We start from the raw sequence: 21,739 nt of genomic DNA, 5'->3' as shown, positions 1-21,739 counted from the left end.
CTTTTCCTTAGGTGTTTTATGCCCCTAATTGTTTGCAGACACCGTTTTTAGGGGGGGGGGACGTTACTTTTCATTTCGCGGTAAAAGCGATTTTCACATACTTTAGCTGTCCTCAAGCATGAAGACATCAATTTTATATAAATAAATTTTGGAGCTCACAATGACTAACAAAACATCACCTCAGAACAACAGCGCCAACCAACAGAATCCTAACAAAGGTTCTAATGGCACAAATACAGCATACGATAAAGCTCAAGGTAATCGTGGCACTCAGTTGAATCCAAACCAAAAGAAGTAAAAAAAGTTAAGACCTACTTGGCTACAGAGGCTAACCCTCTGTAGCCTCTTTACGCGGCGTTCCTAACCCCCCTCAGCTTCTCGCGAAGGTCAATCACCCACTTTTCCTTGTATTCTTGATCCGTACGAACTTTCCCTTTCTCTTTTAAAGACGGATGCCTGCAAGGGCTGAAGAAGTTGCACCGCTCGTTTATGAAGCTGTGAGTCCACTGAGCCCCCTTATCTGAAAAGTTCTGAAGAATTTCATGAAAATTCTCTGTTGCGTCTTCTTTTAGGCCTAATATTAAAGTACTGGCCCCTTTAGGTTTTTCTAGATTGTTTGTATCTGCTTCTACCAGAATCAAGTTACTACCCTTAATATCTAAAATCGCCACAAAGTACTTCAGTCGGTCCTCATATTGCGTTTGATAAACAACTCTGCTGTTATTAGAAGGCTCTGGAAATCTATAGCACTTAGCTTCCTGAACAAGCTTAATGCCATCAGATTTCGCAATCTCATCAATCACTTCAGCAAAAAGACTGAATTTCTGAGGCAAATCAACAGTCTCTGTAATTTCATCATCTTGATTGATTGAAGGACTAAACTCCTGTGCATCACCATCTTTTTCAGGTATGCCTACACTGGCCATTTCTTTAGGCGACTCTGAATCGTCACTTGGTGAACCCTTAGCAGCACTTTTAGCATTATGCACCTTGGATAAATTTACATTTTGGATACCAGAGACATTAAAAGAAAAACCTTTCTTCCGTTGGATATCAAGCCGTCGTCCCAAACCAGGAATAGCGCCCAAGTCTAAATCTGGCTCTATATCATTCGCTGGAACATTACCGCTCTTCGTCCCCCTTGCTTCCCCTTTAGAGTTTTTTTCCTTGTTTTTGGGATGATAAAACTCTATCCCTGAAAATTTTTCTACAATGGCGGCATCAACAACAGTCTCTATACGAACTACCTCATAACAACCGTCATCAATGTCGGGTAGAAGGGAAACATCGAGTAACCAGCCTACCAAGTTAGGAGGAACAAACTTAAAGCCTAGCTCTCCTTTACACTTTAGGAAGGATTCAAAAATCGAGAAGGCACTGTCTTTTGCCCCTTTATCAAGTAGCATCCAAGCCAAATGAGTTCGATTACTTTTTGTACCTATGAAACTAACAGGGTATTTAGTACTTTCAGGGAAGCTGATTTCGATTGGCGACTGATTACGGTTTACGAATGCAAGAGCGCTTAAACCATTGGCAGTGTAGGCGGCTCGAACAAGATGCGGGTTATGAAAAAACAACGTTCTCGCTAATTCAAAACCTGAAAACTTCATCAAACCCTTATCTGTTTTAAAGTAATAATGATAATGGCCTGAAGTTTTATCAACCCGTTCTAGGCTAATAATATGAGCCAGTTGCCGCTCATATTCTGACTGCGAAATAACTTTTTTATCTTGAAATGTATAGCCTGGTGCCAAAAAGCTAGCCATTTCAATAGGCAAGGATGATGTGACGCCATCTTTCCACTCAATGGCGACAAAGATATCTTTGTTTTTCAGCAAATTTTTAGATCGAAATACCCCGTGAATTTTAACCAGCTCTGTGTCTCTAGGTAGGTAACTTAAAGCAGGAAACCATTTCGAAATTTTCTCTGATAATTCGTCGCGTAGCTTCCCGAATCCGTTTTTCGCTGAGTCCAGCAAGGCGTTCAATTTCATATGGTCTTGGAATAGGCTCGTTAAAGTTGATGGCATTAACGATAATAGCGAGAACTCGGCGAACTTGGAACTCCTCAATAGATTCTGTGTATTTGATAAAAAAACGTTGGCAAAGCGGTAACTTAGAGAGGTGCTTATCAATCCCCCAGCGCATTTTAGTTTGAGTAATAAACCATTGCTGGGTCATCCTTGGTAATGACAAGTCATCAAAACTGTTGCTGCGGATTTTTAAAAGCGTCCTAACCACTTCTAGATCTCGTTTCTTCCAATCGACAATTCGACCACGGTTGTTTTTGAACGGGATGGGAAGATTCTCTTTCAACCATACATTATCGAATCGATAAAGCCATGAGTACACTCGAACTCCTTCCCTCGTTGCTCTAATATCCTTGAGAGATGCGTTCTCTTTTTTAAGATCATGCCAAACTGCCCGATACTCAGGCGCTCTTAAATCAGCTTGAGAAGAGCTATATACTCTCTTAGCAGACTGCACCCTAATACTTGATGCCACGCTAAAAACATCATTCAGCTTCCAATTTGGAAATAGTGCTTGTAGGCACAGCAGGTGATGTAGATAAGAGAAGTGCTTTCGATGTTTGCGAAAAAATGTCTGAAGCCACGTTACCCCTCCCACAAGATCTAGGCCACATTCTTTTAAGAATCTATCCCCCCAATACTGGCTAAATAGACTTTCAACCTGATGATGCTCAACACCCTTAGTGCTTTTTAATCCAACCTCTCTAAGTCTTGCATCATAAAATGCCGTCCACTGATCTGGTGATATGTACGGAAAAGGCTGATGAAGCAATCGATCAATATTACTAGCCAGATAAACTAGCATTGGTTTTTCACAGACTTCAGCAGCAGACGGTCTCGACATAGTTGAGAGACTCGAAGCCTCTATAAATGAGTGACGACGACTTGGTTTTAAATCAAACTCTGAGTTAACTAAGACGCATCGATGCGTTAAGCAAGCTGTTACGCCTGGTAAATGAAATTGCCGTCTCCAGTAACTGTAAGCATACTGCTTCATATCCTCGTTGAAGCAAATTGGACAATATCGGTAGTAAGCTGGAAATACCAAAGAAGAAGCGTTAATTCCTGTTTTCAACATTGAATGACTTTTAGAATCAAAAGCTAAATCAGAACAAATGGCTGCATATCTACTAGGTTCAATAAATGACTTAAACACAGGAAGTATTGAGTGTTTTTCTAGCATTTCATCGTTAGTTGCAGGCCATAAGTGCCAGACCTGTCGAGATAAGTCAGAAAGGTGACCTTGAAGCAAAGCCGAAGGCACTATGTTTCGGCTTCCAAAAAGCAGCTCAAGTGCTACTTTATCCTCGCGTATGCCCTGCCTAGAAATGAAACGAGCTAAGACACTACCTAATAGCTCATCGTTATGTGGTACTGGAAATTGAAAAATCATCGTTCACCCTGTGGTGAAAGATGAATACAACTAAGCGCTATCGCTGCCTTTAGTGGCGAGCAGCTCTGTTATCAGATCTTTCTTACTCTTATCATCGAGCTTAGAAATTATGCACGCTAACTCAGCGCTTAAATCATCTTCACAAAAGAAATAATTCAGTGGCACATTGAGCTCCGCTGCAATCTTGCGAAGCGTATCCACATCAGGTACATGTCTGCCTTTCTCATAGTGATTCATACGTCCACTAGCAGAACTCGCGTCCATACCTATTTTAATCCCAAGTTCTTTCTGGGAAATGCCGATCTTTTTGCGAGCATGCTTGAGCCGCAGTGGTATTGGGTTATCTGACAAAATGGTTTCATCTTTAAAGTCTCACATACTTAGATTGTCTAAGTTTTACTTATTTCTGTATACTTAGCAATCCTAAGTTTTCAGTTTTTTGAGACATAAATATGACATCTAAACCATTTTCTTTGAATAAAACGTTCAAAGAACTCTTACAACGTGTGGAAGGAACCAGCATCAAGCGAAAGGAACTCATCCAGTTGGCCACGAGTACAACCGAATTGAACTTGGTCCAATCAACCAGATTTATCGCAAAGAACGTTAATATACTGACGACAAAAAACCTAATAACGGCCAGCGGTGAACGCAACGCTCGAACCTATCATTTCACTGATTCGCTGCTTATATTACTTGATCAAAAAACGCGCGACTCAAAACCGAATGATGTCTGCCATACTGAAAGCGAAGTCAGACAGCAAGAGACACTACTTAAAATTGAAGAAGCAAAAACGAGCACAGAATTAAAAATGATATTAGGTGAAATTGAGGCTTACAGGGATTTTCTGACTAAGTATCCAGCTAATCGTCAGATCATTCAAAAGCTATTACGTCAAACAAAAGAACAGTCGACTCAACTTTATGGACGCTTAAACGCACTAAAAAAAGTGATACAAGAAACGAATATGAAGAGTGATAAGACATGTTAAGAGAGTGGCAAAAACGCTGTGTAAAACAAGTTTTAGAACGATATCAGCACCAACCAGACGCTCTAGTCCTTGCCACTCCAGGCTCAGGTAAAACTATCATGGCAAGTTACGTTGCCAAAGCCCTCCTCAATAAGCGCAAGGTCGACTACGTTATCTGTTTTTCACCTTCTAAGGTTGTCTGTCATAGCATCCAAAAAACATTCAGGCACACTTTAAAAAGACCATTTAATGGTCAACTAGGTGCACTTGGGACGTCTCTCACTTATCATTCCATGGCTAATATCAATGAACTGCTTAGCAACCTAAGCCTAAGTCGTGTACTTGTGATCTTTGATGAAATCCATCATTGCGCAGGTGATGGCGAGTCACCTTCAAATACTTGGGGAATACAACTACTTTCGACAATTCAAAAGCTAGCTACTTACACATTATCGTTAACTGGAACACCATGGCGAACAGATACCTTACCCATTCCTCTAGCGCGCTACTCTGACCCTGAAGGCAATATTCAATGTGATTTTTCTTACGGTCTCAATGAGGCCATAAATGACAGCGTCTGTCGCGTTCCCTTTATTACAGCAATTGATACAGACCAAGTCATGGTTCGCAAAGGTCAAGAAAGTAAAACATACCACAACATTTCAGAGTTACTTGAAAGTGGTGATATCAGTTATCGTATGATTTTAAAACAGCCTGAAGTCATCACCTATATGCTTTCTCTTAGCATTCAGAAGCTCGACAAACTAAGAATCAACAGTCCGAATTCTGGTGGTCTTATTGTCGCTTCCTCATACCAACACGCCTTACAAATTCAATCGATTTTATATGGTCACTTTGGTAAAGAAGCCACGTTAGTTTCCTACAGGCTGGATGATTCACCTGAACTTATTAATCGCTTTCGCGAAGATACCAGTGAATGGATCATCAGTATCGCCATGATCAGCGAAGGTACTGATATTCCAAGACTGCAAGTTTGTTGCAACCTTACCGATGTTACGACAGAGCTCTACTTTCGCCAAATCCTTGGACGTATTCTCAGAATGACCAACAGCCAGACAACAATTGGGTATATGTTTATCCTAGCTGAGCCCAATTTAGTCGAGTACGCAGAATGTCTTAACGAAACTATCCCAGGAGCTTATAACTACAAAAAAACCGAAAAGCTGATTGATAGCGTAGACATAGTGGATACGACAGAGGGAAATCAAAACGCACATAACGATACTCAGCAATTTACTCCCGAAATAGACATCAACAATTTCATATCGAGTGATAACCAAGAAACTCTTGAGTATTCAGCTTTGACTGAGCTTTCGATGCATTCTTTCAAATCGAGAATTATCTCGTTTTACACCACTCCAGAACGAACATTCTGAACTAAATGAAATCTAAAAGCCTATTTAATAAACATATGTGCTTTCTATCCTTCGTGTCTTTACTGAGAGACTTGATATTTTTCATCAAGAGCACCATAATTCACGCAAGTTCTTCGGAACTGGTTGAACCTTTACCTAGTGTTTTGGTTCGTGGCTGCGCCTCAGTCGCCGTTAAGACTGGGGCTTATCTCCCTCCTTGTTTAGTTTCCACTAAAAAGCTCGTATTCTTAATTCGTTCAAGATAGGCTTGGTCTGCTGGAAATGCTGTGACAAACCAATGTGGATCTCCGACCTTCCTTGGATCATCAAATACAACCACATACTTTTCTTCAACGACGACCAATGTTCTACGCTTTGCGGTTTTACCGCGATCGGTTTGACGAGATTGGCTATAGCGCTGAACAGTTCCGGCCGATAACGCTAGCACCTCTTTAATCCATAAAATCCGCCTGGCACGCTTATGCGAAAACCCACCGTCGTGAATGCCAGCGCTAGTTCGGTAATTAGTTGATTCTGTGAACGCGTGGTCAAAGGCACCTGCACCAAATTGGTAGGTTACACCATCCCAATCAGCAAAAACTTTCCTATTGCCTTCTTCATCATACACATAAGTTTCCAGGTATACCTGACGGTATTTCTCAATCAGCTCGTCTTCGCTATCGGCTTTTAACCGCAATTGCGGCCACAGACTTTCTGTCACTGCTATCGTCCCTGCCAATTGAAGATATTAAAGTTTCGCTCGCCTTTGGTTGTGGTGTAACGCAGGCAACCCTTACCTAACGATCTCGCAAGCTCATCGACAAACGCAGCTTTAAATGCACTTGCATTAGGTCGGTTCTGCATTTCGTTCCAGCTATATCCTACCGCTCCCATCAATAAATCAGAGAGTTGTATCAGTGGTTGGTTATGTGATTCAACTGGCTCTAAACAAGCAAGCTTAGCGCGGCCAGACAATTTATGAACCAAGATCTGACGTAACTCTTCAAAGCGTGTACTTGACGCATTCTGCTGCCAATCAAGATATACATGATAGCTGTCGCCAGGTTGAAGCCAGTGGACTAGCAATTGATAGTACAGCTTGTAAAAACCAAGCTCTTTATCCCCATCGTTCCACTGTTCGTGATTCAGTTGCCTGCGGTCGACCACAATACATCGAAATGAAAGTGAGTTTTCTTCAGAAAACAATTGTATAAGGCTTCGATAAAAATCAGCCTTGTTAGGCGATAGCTTTTTCCAGCCAAATTCGGTCTTAATACCATATTTAGTCATCAGGCCATGTAAGCGCCCAACAATACGGTGTTTTTCTTCACGAGGGCATTGCAGTGCACCGATAACAATATAGTGTTGAGACGGGTCTGATGTATGGCGACTTTCGTCGCAATAGACGTTATAGGTTGTCATTCTTCGTACTCAATAAATTACTTACTCTGATAGCGCCACTTCGTTACCACCGCACCAATCTGCTCTATCGTCATCGCCTGTTGCTGCCAACCTTTATCGAAATTAACATCATTTGAGCGAGGCAACTGGTCATCAGATAAGCTGCGAATCATCACTCTAGTTGGTAACGTTGCAGCTTGACCGACAAATATGGCCTCCTGACGCCTTAAACCGGAGAGCATTTTTGTTAAGCCAGACATCGAATCCGGTAACACACTACGAACATGTTCACGGTCGGCATCATTGGTTATTCGAAGTACAATCCATGAGTTGCATTGCGATAACACCGTTGCCTCAACTTCACTAGGTCTCTGAGAAACGAGTAACAGACCAACGCCATACTTACGGCCTTCCTTCGCAATTCGACGAATTGCAGACTGCGCTGCCTCATACTGAGCTTCACCACGATTCGGTACGTATCTGTGTGCTTCTTCACACACCAAAAGTACTGGGCTATTTTGCCGTTCAGCCTCGGTTTGCCAGACTTTAAGTTGAAAAACTATTCTTGCGATTGCAGCGCTAGCTACCCCAGCTACTTCATTGGGTACACCAGACAAGTCAACAATCTGCACTGTGGTTTGCTGCGTTAAGAACTGATTGACGATTGTAGGTAACGGATCTTTGTCACCATCCCAACTTTCCATCATGAATTTGAGTCGACCATCTTTTAGCAATGAATCTATCTTTCGAATAACTCGACTAAAATCCTCATGCTGCTTTTTATCTTTGTTTTCTGGTCGCTGCGCGTTGATGGCACCGATTAATCCTTCTTCGTAGCGTGTTCCATCTTTGAATCCAAAATGATCTAAGCCTTCTGCACTTCCAATAATGTAAGGGATCGGCGAGTCAACTGTTAATTGGTTCTTATTAAGCCCAAGCTGTCCAGCTGCTTCCTCACGAACCGCTATTAGGGCATTTTTAACAATATTTGATTGTGATGTTGCTGCAAACTCGGTCTTGCCGATAAACAAGCTCAGTGACTCTTCTAAATCGAGTAACCAATACGGTAGTTTTAGTGAACCTTCATCGGTCGATAAACGTTGGTGTGCAGGGAACGCTTTGCCGTATTCATTATGAGGGTCGAGGATAATAATTTGTGGGTGCCAGTGCTCATGATTAGCTATCTGTCCGCGCTCGAGAATACTGTGAATAACTGCCGCTACAGTGCCTGATTTACCGGCACCGGTAGAGCCTAGGATGGCAGTGTGCTTACCTAGTAATTCATTTAATTCAGCGTAACAAGGTGCACCGCCTGAGCCAACATGCTCACCAAGTTCAATAACCGCACCTTTGGCGTCACCGTAAATAAACCTAAGTTCTGATTTGGGTGTCAGATAAATAGTTTGTTGTGGTAGTGGATAAGTAGCAACACCGCGTTCAAACTCAAGGGCAAACTCATTTTCATCTTTCCTGCGCCACTCCCCTTCACCGAACAAATCAGCTTCAATTATTCGCTCATCTGCGGACGCGACAGGCAAGCCTTTTTCTAGCTGGTAGTCAGCCTTCATACGTAATCGACTGACTAACCCATAAATAGATCGGCGACCAAAATGAACTTTGATGATTGAGCCAAACTGTCCAATCGGATAGTTTTCACCAGCAAATACGCGGGACAAGTCTGAAATCGTAGGGTCAAGTTCGGCGATAATCCGCGAGCCATCGACCTCAATAATTTTACCGATAGAGAGATTCTCAATGGGTTTTATGTATTTGTTGTCCATATCAAATACCTCCTTCAAGGATCTGGGTTAGGTTTTCAAACTTCCACCATTCAATGCTATTTTCTGAGGTTGCCTTGTGATCGGCGTGATAAAAACCTTTATCGGCAAAAATAAGTACTTGTTCATTGATCGAGCTGTCTTCATACCAAATTTTCAGCGCGCCACTAGGTACAGGGTCGCTCGTAAACGCAATCACGGTTAAATTGCCATTTGAAGCCCTTAAACCACGTTCGATTTCTAGATTGATATGGGCATCGCCAAAGCTATAACCTGCAATCAATAAAACTCGTTGGCTACCATCTCGCGGGTTTAAAACAGCTCTTGCTCTGTGCATTAAATTTGCGTAGGGGTCGAGTTGAGTTTCACGGTATTTAGTCGATGCAGGCCAAATCATAATCTTCGCAGCTTGATCTTGGCTGCGCTTCAAATGCGGAGCAATACGCAATGGTGTTGATGAAGAACTATGTTCAGCCCAATTGATGGAACCATGTAGCTTAAATACTCGCGCATCAAGATTGTTCTGTTCAAACGTCAAAGGGTTCCACCATCCTGATACACCGCCTTCTAAACCATCGGCATATCTCAATTGTGATAGTGCGAGTGAGTCTTCAATTAACGTGTCGTAGTTCATCACCAGATAATCAATGGTGCTCGGTAGGCTCTCTTTCCCTGGTCGCATTGGTCGGTGTAATGCCTGAACAAAACGCTCATGTACAGCAGAATCTACTTCAACATTAATGACGTCAAAAATAGCGAGTTTTATCTCTTTTATTGCTTGCAATAGCTGATCGTTGCTGTATTCAGTACCTCCAATCAATACGCTGCTAGCCGTTACATTGCGATTTGTTCGGCGAGCAGTGATAGCAAGCCAATCTACGAGTTCGCTTAAGTAGTCTTCTATATGCGAAGCTGGATTTGCGCCAGCAAAAGAATTTTGTATGGCAGTCAATATCTGCTTTGAATCGTCGGAGAGCTTGTCACTTATTAGTGCTCTTTCTGTTAGCTGGTTGGTCAATGGAAGCCCAGCGCAAAAACTCGCCCCTGCACCTAACAGAACCGCTTTTGAGTGTGAGAGCAACTCTTCGAGTTTGTTAATTGCCTCTCTGAACTCTTTCTGTTCAAAAACTGTGGTATCGAATGCCATACTCCCTCCTTAGAGCTCGCCTTTAAAGGCGGAATCGAGAATTGATGCTTTTAAGCTATTCAAATCTTCTATTTTCCCTAGAAGAACTGCTTCCGCATCGTGAATTTTGCTTTTCAGTGCCTCAATCGTCGATACCAATAATTTCTGCTCTTTCAATGAACACATTGGGATTTCAATCTTGCTTAAACGAGTTAGCGCCAACTTTGGCTGTGCAACGGTCTTCGTCGCTAATCCTGCCTGAGCAGAGAAGTCAGAGGTCAATGTAAACAGATACAGGTAGCTTAAATCTAGTTGTTGTTTATCTCTGATAACCAACTTAGCGGCGTTTTCTGTCAGGTTTGCACCGTCCAATTCAGGGGGGACGAAACCTGTCTTACCGATAGTCCCAGCAATACTGATATAAAGGTCGTCCTTGGAAATCACATAGCATTTGATTTGTTCGTGGATTTCTTTCGATATGTACTTGATACCAGATAAATCTATCGTTCCTTTATCTGTAAAATCTGCCACTCGAATATATGGGTGCTCAGTCTCTTCATCACTTAGTTTTTGGCCTTTTGGTAAGCGCTTTCCACCTTTTACTTCAGCTAGCGATTCAATCGTCATTCGTTCGGCAATAACAGCAAATTGCCCGTCCAATGCTGATTGAAGAAGGTTGTTTTTCAGTGTAACGCTTTCCTGCAAATGCTCGATAGCTGTGTCGATGCGGGTGAGCAGTGCATCGAGTTTTTCGACGATACGTTTTTGTTCCTTAAGTCCACAAACAGGAACGCTAACACTTTTTAAAGCTTTTAAAGGTACTCGCTGTCGACCAGTTGCACCTTCCATGTGATCTATTAGAAAACGGCGAACTGATGGCGACCGAAAGAAGTGCAATAAATATTTTGGTTCAACACTATCTAACGCATGGATTGGAAAAACCTCTGTCGTAGCGAAGCCACCGTCAACATTGTCGATTAAGGCTGTTTTGTTATTCTCTGTACAAGGAGTGATTTTGGCAAACAGTACCGCATCACGTTGAAATTTTGTGTATCCCTTTTTTACGTCATCAAAGTTTCGTAGTTCGTAAGTGCTCTTTTGACCTGTTTCTTGATCAATGTCTGTCATTCCAATAAACGGGACATTCCCTTCAGAATCTGGAGTTGGCACAAATCCTCTATCGACTCCGATCTGCGCAACTTCTTCAATGGTTTGCCACTCCCACCCGTCCGGTAATGAATACAAAACCTGTTCCATGTTTACTTCCCCACCAACAGGTCTTCAATTTCATCCAATAGGCCTGACACCAGCTTTTCCTTGGTGCGGATCTGCTTAAGAATATCGCTAGGTGCTAAGTGCTCGGCATCTTTTTGTTTGGCTGGGTTTTTAGCGGACAGATCATAGTCTTCGGCTAGCTTGCTGGCCGATACAGTCCACGAACGATCGGTGGTTTCTCTGCTGTTATACAGCTCAACAAACTCTTTTAAGTGCTCGTCGGTGATGGGTTTGTTTTTGGTGAGTTTTTGCTCGGGCTCACATTCGTAGTACCACACATCGCTAGTGCCGCCGCTGCGCTCAAAAAACAGCACATTGGTTTTAACGCCTGAATACGGCAAAAATACCCCAGCAGGCAGGCTTAAAATGGTGTGTAGGTTAAAGTTTTCCAGCAGTTCTTGTTTGACTTGTTTAAACGCACTGTTGGTTTGGAACAGCACACCTTCTGGCACTACAATGGCTGCTTTACCGCCACTTTTTAGAGTTTTCATAAAGTGTTGTAAAAACAGCAATTCGGTCGCGTTACTCTGGATAGGGAAGTTTTGCTGAATTTGCGACTTTTCTTTACCACCAAATGGCGGGTTAGCCAGAATAATGTCATAACGGTCTTTTTCCTGAATATCGCGGATATTCTGAGTCAGGGTATTACCACGGAATAAGTTGGGTGACTCGATGCCATGCAGAATCATGTTCATCATGCCCATCACATAGGCCAGTGAGGTTTTTTCAAAGCCAAAGAAGGTATCACGCTGGATAAAGTCCCATTGCTCAGTAGAAAGCGCACTCTTTTTTGCTTTCAGGTGGTCAAAGGCTTCTACTAGGAATCCGCACGAGCCAGCCGCTGCATCGTAAATGGTTTGCCCGGCTTGTGGGTCAATGGCCTTGATCATGGCACGCACTACTGGGCGCGGGGTGTAAAATTCACCCGCATAGCCACCGGCATCGCCCATGTTTTGCAATAAGCCTTCATAAACCAACGACAACTCAAACATTTCATCACTGGATTGGAAGTTCAGCGTATCGATAATATCCAATACTTCACGCAAGGTATGGCCAGAAGCTACCTTGTTGTCTAAGTACTGGAAGATGGCACCAATCTTATAGGCAAAAGACTTTGGGTCTACCCCTGAACCAGTGATAGCTGAATTGGCAAAGCCTTTTAAGTAAGGGAATAACTCGTTATTCACATAATCGGTTAAGTCATCGCCCGTGCGAACTTTGTTAATGTCTAGCCTGCCATCGACGTTTTTCGGGCAGGCCCAATTTGACCAACGATGTTCTTCATCTAACACCGGTTGATAATCTTTACCTGATAGTACTGCTTCATCTTCTTTTTCAGATTCATAATCATCCAAAAACTTTAAGAACAACACCCATGAGGTTTGCTCGGTATAGTGCATAGCACCGCTAATGCCATCGTCGCGGCGCAGTATGTCGGTAATTCGGTTGATCTTTTGTTGTAATGACATGGCTTATAGTTTTCCGATAATAAAATTGTACATATTGGTGATGTCTTCGCTGATTTCGTCTGGCGGGATCAGGTCGATATAGGCTTGCAGTTTGGTATGATCTAATCCAATTTTATCAGTGTTAATTAACGGGTCTAGTATGCTTTTAACTTTACGTGATGCGAGTTGACCTAGCCCTTCATTAAACTCTAAATCCTCACCAATATGTTTAGTCACCAAAGGAGCTTTGATACCAGTTCCTTCATCCACCAAGCACTGATTATCGCCATTCATATTCTCATGGAGATAGCAGGACAAACCTAAAGAATCATTATTAATCATTTTGAGCTGTTGATGGTGCATCAATGCAGTATATGAAAGAAGGTAGTGCTTCATTTCACGTCTTCTCCACACAAGAATCTGTGCATTGATTTTAGATTTCCCCACTATTGATGCCATCAACTCTTTTCCGCCATTTAGCTGTAAGCTTTCGTTGTCGATACCAGCTAATGGCAAGCTATCTCTATCGCAAATTAAGTAAACATTTTTGGCTTTGTGATTACTTCCATCAATGTAACTTACAAAGGACTCTAGCCATTTGAGCTTTTTTGCTGCAAAAGATGAAGTATGAGAGTCCCAGCCTGATTCTACGGAAATACAACATATCTTCCGTAATATGGAGGTGATCCCCTCTTTCTTTTGTTGCCCGAGTTTCCTTATAACAAGGCGAGTGAAAATCTCCCAATCATTCTCATTATCCATAAGAACGATGAGCTCATGAAGTGCATAAGTCTTCAGCTTTGCTTTCTTAATATTTGATAATTGCTCTAAACGATCTTGCAGCTCCTTTCTTTCCGTGAACGGCAAAACACGACCTTTATTTACTACATGTATGTTCTCAACTCCGATTTCAGATATGGAATCCAATAGATGAGTTGTCATCAAAGCTCTGCCTTTTGCATTGTTAATGCTTGCCCAAAGCTTATTGATGTTTTTGTAGTGGAGGTGGCTATCAGCTTCATCAAAAAGAAATAGCGTTTTCTCGTTATCAAAAAGGTCTAATAGTGCATAAACAAACAATAATTGATATTCACCGTCACTCACCTCAGCTAATGAATGATCATTATGAAATGTCAATCTGAGGCTTGTTTTAGTTATTGGATTATTTGAATCAATTGCTTGGGTTAAAAACGTAACAGCAGGATCATCACCAATTATACTAGTCTCACCTTCAACATGGGCAGACTCGAAAGATGTATTGATGATATCCGTGCTAGATATTGTAATTTCTTGTTTTGAAATTATATCTTCGAAATCATATTCTTCATCTATAACCTTTTCGATAAAACTCGAAAGGCTTCTAAAAAAAGGGGTTGAGCGGATGGTATCAGTCTCTCCAGCTTCTTCTTGTTTTAGAGCTGCTGCAACCTTATTGACGTAAGGTCGATCAACTCTGAAACTGCAAGATAGCTTTGAGCTAATATCATCCCCTAAATCATCACTTTCTTTAACATGGCCTAATGATTTGAGTAACTCCCTTACTTTCCCTTCTTTTTTGAGGGAAGAGGCTAAAAAAATTAATAGTGGGGACCAGGTTTTGTCATAGTAAAAACAATGCAACGATAGCCCACTTTTGGATTTCCTAGCCTTTTTTAGAAAGGTTGAAAATGAACTTGAATAGCGTTCATTGTGCCCAGAGGAAAAACAAACAATCTTCCAATCAGATAACATGGCATCCGACATGCGTCCTTCAAAAATAGTTTGAAGGATAGACGACTTTCCACATCCATTTTCACCGATTAAAGCTGAAAACTTCTCCAGCTTAAATGATTGCTCATCAGGATGAAGGTAGTTTGGAGGTAAAGTTAATTCCATTTTAATTCACATGATAAAGCTGTTGTTGCAATTGTTTGAAAGCCGCCAATAAATAAGCTGGCTTTCCACCGAATGCAGTTGAGGCGTCTTTTATCGTACCTAACCCTGATAGCTCGATAAGTGCTGCCAAGCGCTCGCGCGATAGCTCGGTGCTGCCGGTTTGCTCATACCGGTTAAGTACAAAGTGCAAAAACTGCTGTGCCTTTTCTTGTTGGTACAGATTAAAGAAGGTGCTATTAGTACGTACTTGATCAGCACGAGCTTTGCGGGTTGCCATTGGCTGTTCAAAGGCTAAAAAAGCCAGCAGATCGAAGATATCGCACTCTTCTGCTTCAAACATGCGTCGTAGTGTGGCGAGTTGCTCTTTATCAAAACCTGCTTGTACAAGTTTACCGAGCAAGGTTTCGCGCTCGTCTGGGTCTGACCAAATCTGTCGCAATTCCTCAACCGATTTAAACAACCCTGGTAATTGGGTTATCAAGCGCTCAACAAATTCTTGCACCGTAAGAGGTTTGCCGTTTTCATCGATATAACGAGTTTCAACGTCAATGACTTTCAGTTCACGGTGTTTGCCTAACTTTACTTTCAACCGAGGTTTTGGCTCACCCGGCTCAGGCTCTGGGCCATCTGTTCCTCCGGGTGGTTCTGGCGTGTAGGGTGGTGTTGGCTCACCAATACCACCTGGATCTGGTGCTTCAGGTTCGCCATCCCAGTCTTTGTCATAAAACTTATTGGTGGCACCGCGAAAGTCAACAATGGTGAAATAGTCTTTGCCATCAAAAACACGGGTTCCGCGACCGATGATTTGTTTAAACTCCACCATTGAGCCGACGGTTCTATCCAGCACTACGTTACGCACATTACGGGCATCCACCCCCGTGGTTAACATTTGCGATGAGGTAATGATGGTGGGGATGTCTTTGTCGTTATCCTGAAATTTCTCCAGTAGCTCGCGGCCAACTTTGCCTTCATCACTGGTTACACGCACACAGTAATGCGGATCTTTAAGCTTTTTGTGTTTGTTGATCATGTCACGCATGGTCAGTGCATGATTTTGGTTTTCGCAAAAGACGATGGTTTTTTCTAATGGGCTTATATTGTCCAAAATAGCTTTTGCGACCAGTTCGGTACGATCATCTACGACGATTTTTTTGTCGTAATCTTCAACCTGATAGACGTCTTGCCCTGACTCACCTTCGATCACTTGGTCATCTTTAGTTAGCACCAGCTCATCTAAGTTGGTACGTACCCGTTTGACACGATATGGCGTTAAGAATCCATCGTTGATGCCATCTTTTAATGAATATTCAAATGCGGGGGTTCCAAAGTAATCATAGGTATCCACGTTAGCTTCACGTTTTGGTGTAGCTGTTAGGCCGACATGTACTGCACTGCCAAAATGATCGAGTATGGCTCGCCAAGAGCCTGTCTCATTAGCACTGCCACGGTGACACTCGTCAATCATTACAAGGTCAAAGAAATCACTTGGATACGCTTTGTAATAGCCTTCAATGTTTTCTCGCTCAGCAATGGCTTGGTAGATAGCAAAAAAGATATGTGCGTTGGTTGGCACTACACCGCCACGCTTGCGTACCTCTTCCCCATTAATCTTGATAAGGTCTTTTTCATAGGGGTTAAAAGTATTAATCGCTTGGTCGGCCAAAATATTACGATCAGCTAAAAACAATATTCTTGGCCTACGTGTACCCGGAGATTCTTTGTTCCAACGGGACTGGAACAATTTATGGATGATTTGAAAGGCAATAAAGGTTTTACCTGTACCAGTCGCCAGAGTTAACAGCACGCGTGACTTACCTTTACCAATGGCATCTGTAGCTGCATGGACCGCTAATTCTTGGTAATAACGCGGCTGCATTGCGCCTTCTAAATGAAAAGGCACATTGCGAAGCTGCTGGCCTAGGTCCGAGTTAACACCCGCGTAGCGGTTTTCAAGCTCTTGTGGTGTTGGGTAAAACTCGATGTAGTCGCCTTTACCGGTTTCTAAATCGAACTCATAGGTTTGTTTGCCGTTGCTTGAATAGACAAAGCGAACGAGTAACTTCTTGGCATAGTCGATGGCTTGTTGAAGGCCTTTGGTTGGATGCTCAGATTCTTTTTTTGCTTCAACGACTGCAAGGTAGCGATTGTCTTTGTGGAGCAGATAATCGACGAAACAACGACGACCACGGACACCGCCAGCAAGCTTACGGCCATCGGTAAAGTAATGTTCCCGAATGATGTTGCCCGGTTGCCAATGCGCGGCTTTAAGTGCAGGGTCGATGTAGTTTGCTCTGGTATCAGCTTCAGAAGCCATATCTAAGTCCTTTTACAATCGTATATATGCTTACAAATAATCGGATATTTGCAGTATAACCCCTTCAGCCTTCATAGTCTTGTAACTGCCACCTTTACTGTTAACCATTAACCGCAGGTCGTTTCCAACATACTTAGGCTCCAGCTTAACAACTTTTGACTTCTCTTTGACTGGGGGCACTGGCTCTTTATTCTGCAAGTTATTGATATGCGCAAGCAGCTGAAATAAGTTGGCATCAGGAAGCTCTGACACAGCTTGCTCTGCCACAGTGGGCGCAATGTCTTCACCGATACCCGCTTGCTCAAGCATATTAATCAGCTTAGATAGCTTGGTCTGCTCAGAGGAAGCATGTTCATCATCACTATTAAGCTCCGTATTTTCATTTACTGGAGCAGAAGCCACTGCGTTCTGAACTATGCTTGCTCTTGGTATTTCTAGATCATCATACTTTTGTATTTCAGCATCACGGCCACTTTGAAGCGCTCTGATCATGGGTTTGATCATATGAAGCTCTTCATTGAATACGATTTCCACTAAGTCTCTGGAGATCACTTCTCTACCTACTGTCACAGCTCTTGTCTGACATAAGTAAAAAAGTGTTACCGCAACATGGGCAATGCCTTGAGAGTAGTCCCAGAAAAGCGTTTTAATCTCTTTCGTTAGGGGCTGAGGTGACTTGAACCACTGTAAAGCCCACAACTGAGAGAAAAACCTATCCCAATCAGAGCCTTTACCGGATCTATCTGTGGTATTGAACCGATTCCAATTGATACTGCCAAACTGTGAAGCACGTCTAGCCGAACGCATACTAGGAGAAAATAGCTCATAGGCTTTTGGCGTCCCGACAAACAGTATTGGTAGCTTAATCGTGTTCGTTAGCTGCACAAAGAACCGAAGAATTCGATCAGACACATTAGTAGAGCTCGAACGCTCTAAATGCTGAATTTCATCAATAACTAGTAGGCCTATTGAGTGCAAAGCGGCAATTCTCGCAAAATCCCCCAGCAACATTTCAGCATTTGCTCGTGGTTTTACGTATTGCTTTTCATATAGCCCGTTGTTGTCTAATGCCTCGTCTAGAGCACGAAAGAAGTTGATACATAGACTTTTTACAGAGGCATCATGAGGGCACTCTACTTTAAGCCAGACAATCTGAACATGTTGGTAAGAGGAATGCGTAATGACTTGAGGATAGCCAGACAAGACAGCTTCAACGGCTGTTGATTTACCAGCACCCGAACAGCCAATTACAGAGCTCACTAGGGCTTCATTGCCAGCATTACGGCTGTCATCTGCTAGCTTCTCTGTTCGATTCAATGTTTCTTGATAGCTTTTATTGGCTATGTTTCGACTCAAATATCCTTGACGAATCATAGTAGAGATCGTTTGCTCTAACTGTAGATGCGCTTTTGTTGGGTATAAAAAACCATCCATAATTCGCAACATGGCATGTCGACGGATATGAGCAGGAAGAACCACCTCTTCAGGACTTACAACCGGAATACGTCGTATCAATTCCGCTGTGTCTTTTGGCGAATTAATACGCGGCAACGCATTGATTAATGGATGATCTTCGTATTCTTTAATCTCTGCATCTATGTATTTCGCTGTTTCAAATACGGCCATGTGATTATCCCTTAAAAATCATCCAAATCTGGGTAGTCGAACCCCTGTTCAACTTGTTTACCGGAATGGATAGAAGTAACTGTCGCTGCCTCCTTCTTCTTAGGCGGCTTAGCGGACTCTCTATTTTTCTGGCGTTCTGACTCTTTTTCTTGCTGGCGATTGTTACGAATTCCACTTAGTCGCTGCGAGTTGTTAGATAGATCCGAAGACTTTTGTCTCTTTTCTGCAACTTGGGCAATCATCTCAAGCTCATTTTGAAGATCTGGTGCTTGATAATCGGCTTCTTGTTGAGCTTCAAAATATGTTGATCTCGCCTCAGATTGAATTGACATTGCTTCAACTAAGCTCATATCTTGATATCTTCGGCTTCGACTCTGTAATGTGCATTCCCATACACTATCGAACTTATTGTCTGGTCTCACATATAGAACATTGGTGTTCAGAGGATCGTAAGCTACCTCTATACTTTTTGGACGAGGCACTGATCTATTTTTATGAAACCAGCCCAGTTCAACTGCTTCTGCACAGGTATAATACATGCCCTTAAAACATATGCCTGAAGGAGATATCGTAGCTTTGCTATGGGGCAACATGTTCACATAGGTGAATTTTGGATCTACTTCTCTCAAAACACCCGTTCTATTTTTCACGCCCCAATGCCATAGCCTTACAGGTATTGCAGCCAAATCTGCGGGCATATCAGATTCAAAGTCGTAGCCCTCTAATGGGGTGGATGTATTGCGGTTGATTTCAGAGATGATCACCATTTTCGTGAAATCATAAAGCGTTAGGTTCGCTGATAGCTCTGTTCGTTTCCCCGCTTTTTTCTTTCCATTTACAGGTTCGACCTTCCCTTTCACATAAGGAAGAATATCTACATGCATCATATGAAATGATTTTTCGACTATGCCTTTATCATCACCGCGATATGCTCGGGTATTCGATAAAGTGATACCAAATCGGTTAACTAAGATATCTCCGTGTTTACCAAGCAACTCTCCTCGATCAGCTGTAATCGTTGCAGGGGTCCCAATACTTGGCCAATCACTTTCGGTAATCTCAACACCGAATTTACGACAGTACTCAACTTTGTCACAGAACGCGTGCGCGAGGGCGATCGATGCGGTTGCCCAAGAAGGATTTTCTAAGCCAACATACAAGCCAACAGTCATACGACTAAACACATCTTTGACTTTATATACGATTGGGCGGCCTACTATTCGGTCTGGGTCATGGCCTGAAACAAGGTGCAAGTCAGCTATGGTCGCATCGATCTCATAACGAGCCCCTGGTCCAAAGTTATTTGTGGTGGAAGTGCTGTGGCTAGGTGTAACATCTTTTGCATATTCAATAGATGGTGTACGAGCTTGAACAACAAGAGGCTTTGCATAGTGTTTGTTGTAGTAGTATCGGAACTGCCTATAAGTGGGTAAATCTTCTTTTTTTATTTTAGGGTACTTTGACTTAATAAAGCCATTCGCCTTTGTCCTAGCCCCTTTTAGGTCTACATCATTATTAACTAAATAGAAGCCTTCAATAGCCAACTTGAAAAGACTTGCTATCTCATCAGTAATAGCAAGTCCCTCTCCATGGGATACTGTGCGTTTACTCCCTGTTTTTTGAATTGCTAGTCGGTTTTGTCCAGGAGCACCGCATTTTGTGTAGTCTGGAGCAAGGGCGTCAGGAGAAAGCCCTCTCTGCCAATATCGACGCAATTGTCGAGTCACATACAGCCTAGACTCATCCATTGCTTCTAAAACTGACTTAATCTTCTGATTCCTCAGCTTTTTATCAAATAAGGCAAAATAGTCCGTTAACAAGAAAGCTACGGATCGATAAGCCCGATCTCTTATCTCTTCAGCTTTAGAGCCTGCTTCGGGGGTGGCCAACAAAATTGGATCTGGCACGGCTTCTAGTGACAAACTTTCGAACTCATCTAGATTTACGCGATATGGCCACGCTTTTTCATCGTGTATATCAATAAGCATTAAGAAATCGACATGTTCATAAACAATTCGGACATGGGTTGGATGGTCCAAGTGAGGGTCAAGAAATACTTTATTAAGATACATCAGACAATCCAGTTTTAAATGAATCTAGGTCTAGAACGATAGACACATCCGTTGCACGCCAATTCCTAAATACAATATCTAAAGGAACATCAATCAAATTTGCAGCAGCAGCATTACGAATCACACCAATATGAAAGCCGGCACTGCATTCGTATAGGTCATCCATAGCAGCACAAACTGTAGCAAGCTTCTTCTCTGAGCCTGATAACCGATTAATGACTGTCGAAATATCTTCTAAAGACAACTCACCGTATAGGTCATGTGAATTCTGGCTGGCTGCATGAAGCCATTCAAGATTCTCTTTTACGATCGCTGGAATCTCTTGATCAGTGAAAAGTTTCCATTCATAACCAAGTTCTTCCCAATACAGCTTTTCGATTTGGAGTTTGTCTATCGTACGCGCATTGTCTAAATCGCTGGCGTATTTAACGGCAATAGCAATAGATGGTTTGCCTTTCAGCTCCACAACTAAGTCTGTGGTAACGACTTTTAATTTGTTGCGCATTTGGGGGTGCTTAATTCCCAAACGAGAACAAATACTCAAGGTATCAGCTACAGGTAGAGGAAATTGCTCTTTGATGTCGTAGGTAAGATGGAAGCGATCAAAGACAAGGAAAGCAGAAAATTCAAGACGAGATAAAAGATGATGAGCTCTAGATGTGTTTCGACCTCGGATGCGATAGCTCTCACCAGTACTACTTATTTCGTGGACTTTTATAAAGGGCTCGTAGTCTTCCCCTGAACCAATCCCTCTGGTTTTTAACTTCTTCTCATCTTGAGGATCAACTAATTTCTCAGAATCTAACATTTTAGGCCTCCTGCTTACTCTTTGAGCATAGCAGAAGGCCTAAAAAAATATCAAACATTATTGTAAAATATCAAACTATAATGTCTTTTATCAAACTATAATGTCACTGTACAACACAATCTCGTTTCCTAATCTCGTTATTCTACGGTAACGCTTTTCGCTAGGTTCCTTGGCTGGTCTACGTCCGTACCTTTCACAACGGCAACGTGGTAAGACAATAATTGCAGCGGAATGGTATGAACAATC

The 21,739-nt window shown here is 42.4% G+C and carries 17 protein-coding genes; 3 read left to right on the top strand and 14 right to left on the bottom strand.

Annotation, left to right across the window (positions count from 1 at the left end; genetic code table 11):
* The first annotated feature begins 160 nt into the window (after positions 1 to 160).
* Positions 161 to 298, top strand: coding sequence for a hypothetical protein (locus ACN0VI_RS13745; protein ID WP_417447153.1), 138 nt, complete (start codon positions 161 to 163; stop codon positions 296 to 298).
* 49 nt (positions 299 to 347) lie between these two features.
* On the opposite strand, the gene ACN0VI_RS13740 is transcribed toward ACN0VI_RS13745, so the two are convergent.
* The 3 genes from ACN0VI_RS13740 to ACN0VI_RS13730 are packed head-to-tail and all read right to left on the bottom strand — an operon-like array spanning position 348 to position 3,777.
* On the bottom strand, positions 348 to 1,994 hold the full coding sequence (locus ACN0VI_RS13740; protein ID WP_417447152.1) for a Tn7-like element transposition protein TnsE: 1,647 nt from the start codon (positions 1,992 to 1,994) through the stop codon (positions 348 to 350).
* Positions 1,885 to 3,423: a TnsD family Tn7-like transposition protein gene (locus tag ACN0VI_RS13735; RefSeq protein ID WP_417447151.1), complete on the bottom strand. Its 1,539-nt coding sequence runs from the start codon at positions 3,421 to 3,423 to the stop codon at positions 1,885 to 1,887. The genes ACN0VI_RS13740 and ACN0VI_RS13735 overlap by 110 nt, the downstream gene beginning before the upstream one ends.
* A gap of 30 nt (positions 3,424 to 3,453) precedes the next feature.
* Positions 3,454 to 3,777 carry a helix-turn-helix domain-containing protein gene (locus tag ACN0VI_RS13730; protein WP_417447163.1) on the bottom strand — a complete coding sequence of 108 codons (324 nt, stop codon included), beginning with the start codon at positions 3,775 to 3,777 and terminating at the stop codon, positions 3,454 to 3,456.
* Positions 3,778 to 3,875: 98 nt separating this feature from the next.
* Between ACN0VI_RS13730 and ACN0VI_RS13725 the strand changes: the two genes are divergently transcribed.
* Together ACN0VI_RS13725 and ACN0VI_RS13720 are read left to right on the top strand one after the other, a co-directional pair.
* Complete coding sequence (locus tag ACN0VI_RS13725) at positions 3,876 to 4,415, top strand: hypothetical protein (protein ID WP_417447150.1); 540 nt, start codon at positions 3,876 to 3,878, stop codon at positions 4,413 to 4,415.
* Positions 4,409 to 5,791 (top strand): DEAD/DEAH box helicase, encoded by a 1,383-nt coding sequence (locus tag ACN0VI_RS13720; RefSeq protein ID WP_417447149.1) that lies wholly within the window; start codon positions 4,409 to 4,411, stop codon positions 5,789 to 5,791. The genes ACN0VI_RS13725 and ACN0VI_RS13720 overlap by 7 nt, the downstream gene beginning before the upstream one ends.
* Before the next feature lie 184 nt (positions 5,792 to 5,975).
* Here the strand turns inward: ACN0VI_RS13720 and ACN0VI_RS13715 are convergent, their stop codons facing one another.
* The 11 genes from ACN0VI_RS13715 to ACN0VI_RS13665 are packed head-to-tail and all read right to left on the bottom strand — an operon-like array spanning position 5,976 to position 21,493.
* Positions 5,976 to 6,491, bottom strand: coding sequence for a hypothetical protein (locus tag ACN0VI_RS13715; RefSeq protein WP_417447148.1), 516 nt, complete (start codon positions 6,489 to 6,491; stop codon positions 5,976 to 5,978).
* Positions 6,492 to 6,493: 2 nt separating this feature from the next.
* Positions 6,494 to 7,192, bottom strand: a complete 699-nt coding sequence (locus ACN0VI_RS13710) for a DUF3800 domain-containing protein (protein WP_417447147.1) — start codon at positions 7,190 to 7,192, stop codon at positions 6,494 to 6,496.
* Positions 7,193 to 7,209: 17 nt separating this feature from the next.
* Positions 7,210 to 8,952 carry an ATP-binding protein gene (locus ACN0VI_RS13705; RefSeq protein ID WP_417447146.1) on the bottom strand — a complete coding sequence of 581 codons (1,743 nt, stop codon included), beginning with the start codon at positions 8,950 to 8,952 and terminating at the stop codon, positions 7,210 to 7,212.
* A 1-nt stretch (position 8,953) separates the two neighbouring features.
* Complete coding sequence (locus ACN0VI_RS13700; protein ID WP_417447145.1) at positions 8,954 to 10,096, bottom strand: SIR2 family protein; 1,143 nt, start codon at positions 10,094 to 10,096, stop codon at positions 8,954 to 8,956.
* 9 nt (positions 10,097 to 10,105) lie between these two features.
* Complete coding sequence (locus tag ACN0VI_RS13695) at positions 10,106 to 11,332, bottom strand: restriction endonuclease subunit S (protein WP_417447144.1); 1,227 nt, start codon at positions 11,330 to 11,332, stop codon at positions 10,106 to 10,108.
* A gap of 2 nt (positions 11,333 to 11,334) precedes the next feature.
* Entirely contained in the window at positions 11,335 to 12,819 is a 1,485-nt protein-coding gene (locus ACN0VI_RS13690; RefSeq protein ID WP_417447143.1) for an N-6 DNA methylase, read from the bottom strand.
* 3 nt (positions 12,820 to 12,822) lie between these two features.
* Positions 12,823 to 14,673, bottom strand: a complete 1,851-nt coding sequence (locus tag ACN0VI_RS13685; protein WP_417447142.1) for an ATP-binding protein — start codon at positions 14,671 to 14,673, stop codon at positions 12,823 to 12,825.
* A 1-nt stretch (position 14,674) separates the two neighbouring features.
* Positions 14,675 to 16,987 carry an EcoAI/FtnUII family type I restriction enzme subunit R gene (gene hsdR, locus ACN0VI_RS13680; protein WP_417447141.1) on the bottom strand — a complete coding sequence of 771 codons (2,313 nt, stop codon included), beginning with the start codon at positions 16,985 to 16,987 and terminating at the stop codon, positions 14,675 to 14,677.
* A 30-nt stretch (positions 16,988 to 17,017) separates the two neighbouring features.
* On the bottom strand, positions 17,018 to 18,613 hold the full coding sequence (locus ACN0VI_RS13675) for an ATP-binding protein (RefSeq protein WP_417447140.1): 1,596 nt from the start codon (positions 18,611 to 18,613) through the stop codon (positions 17,018 to 17,020).
* A gap of 11 nt (positions 18,614 to 18,624) precedes the next feature.
* The gene (locus ACN0VI_RS13670) at positions 18,625 to 20,685 is read right to left on the bottom strand and encodes a Mu transposase C-terminal domain-containing protein (RefSeq protein ID WP_417447139.1); all 2,061 of its coding nucleotides are present in this window, start codon (positions 20,683 to 20,685) and stop codon (positions 18,625 to 18,627) included.
* Complete coding sequence (locus ACN0VI_RS13665) at positions 20,675 to 21,493, bottom strand: TnsA endonuclease N-terminal domain-containing protein (protein ID WP_123093962.1); 819 nt, start codon at positions 21,491 to 21,493, stop codon at positions 20,675 to 20,677. Before ACN0VI_RS13665 ends, ACN0VI_RS13670 begins: the two co-directional genes overlap by 11 nt.
* Positions 21,494 to 21,739 lie beyond the last annotated feature (246 nt).

The sequence above is a fragment of the Kangiella sp. genome, from assembly GCF_048265365.1.
Lineage (GTDB): Bacteria > Pseudomonadota > Gammaproteobacteria > Enterobacterales > Kangiellaceae > Kangiella.
The sequence above is the reverse complement of the archived record's forward strand: the minus strand, read 5'-3'. Positions and strand labels throughout refer to the sequence as shown.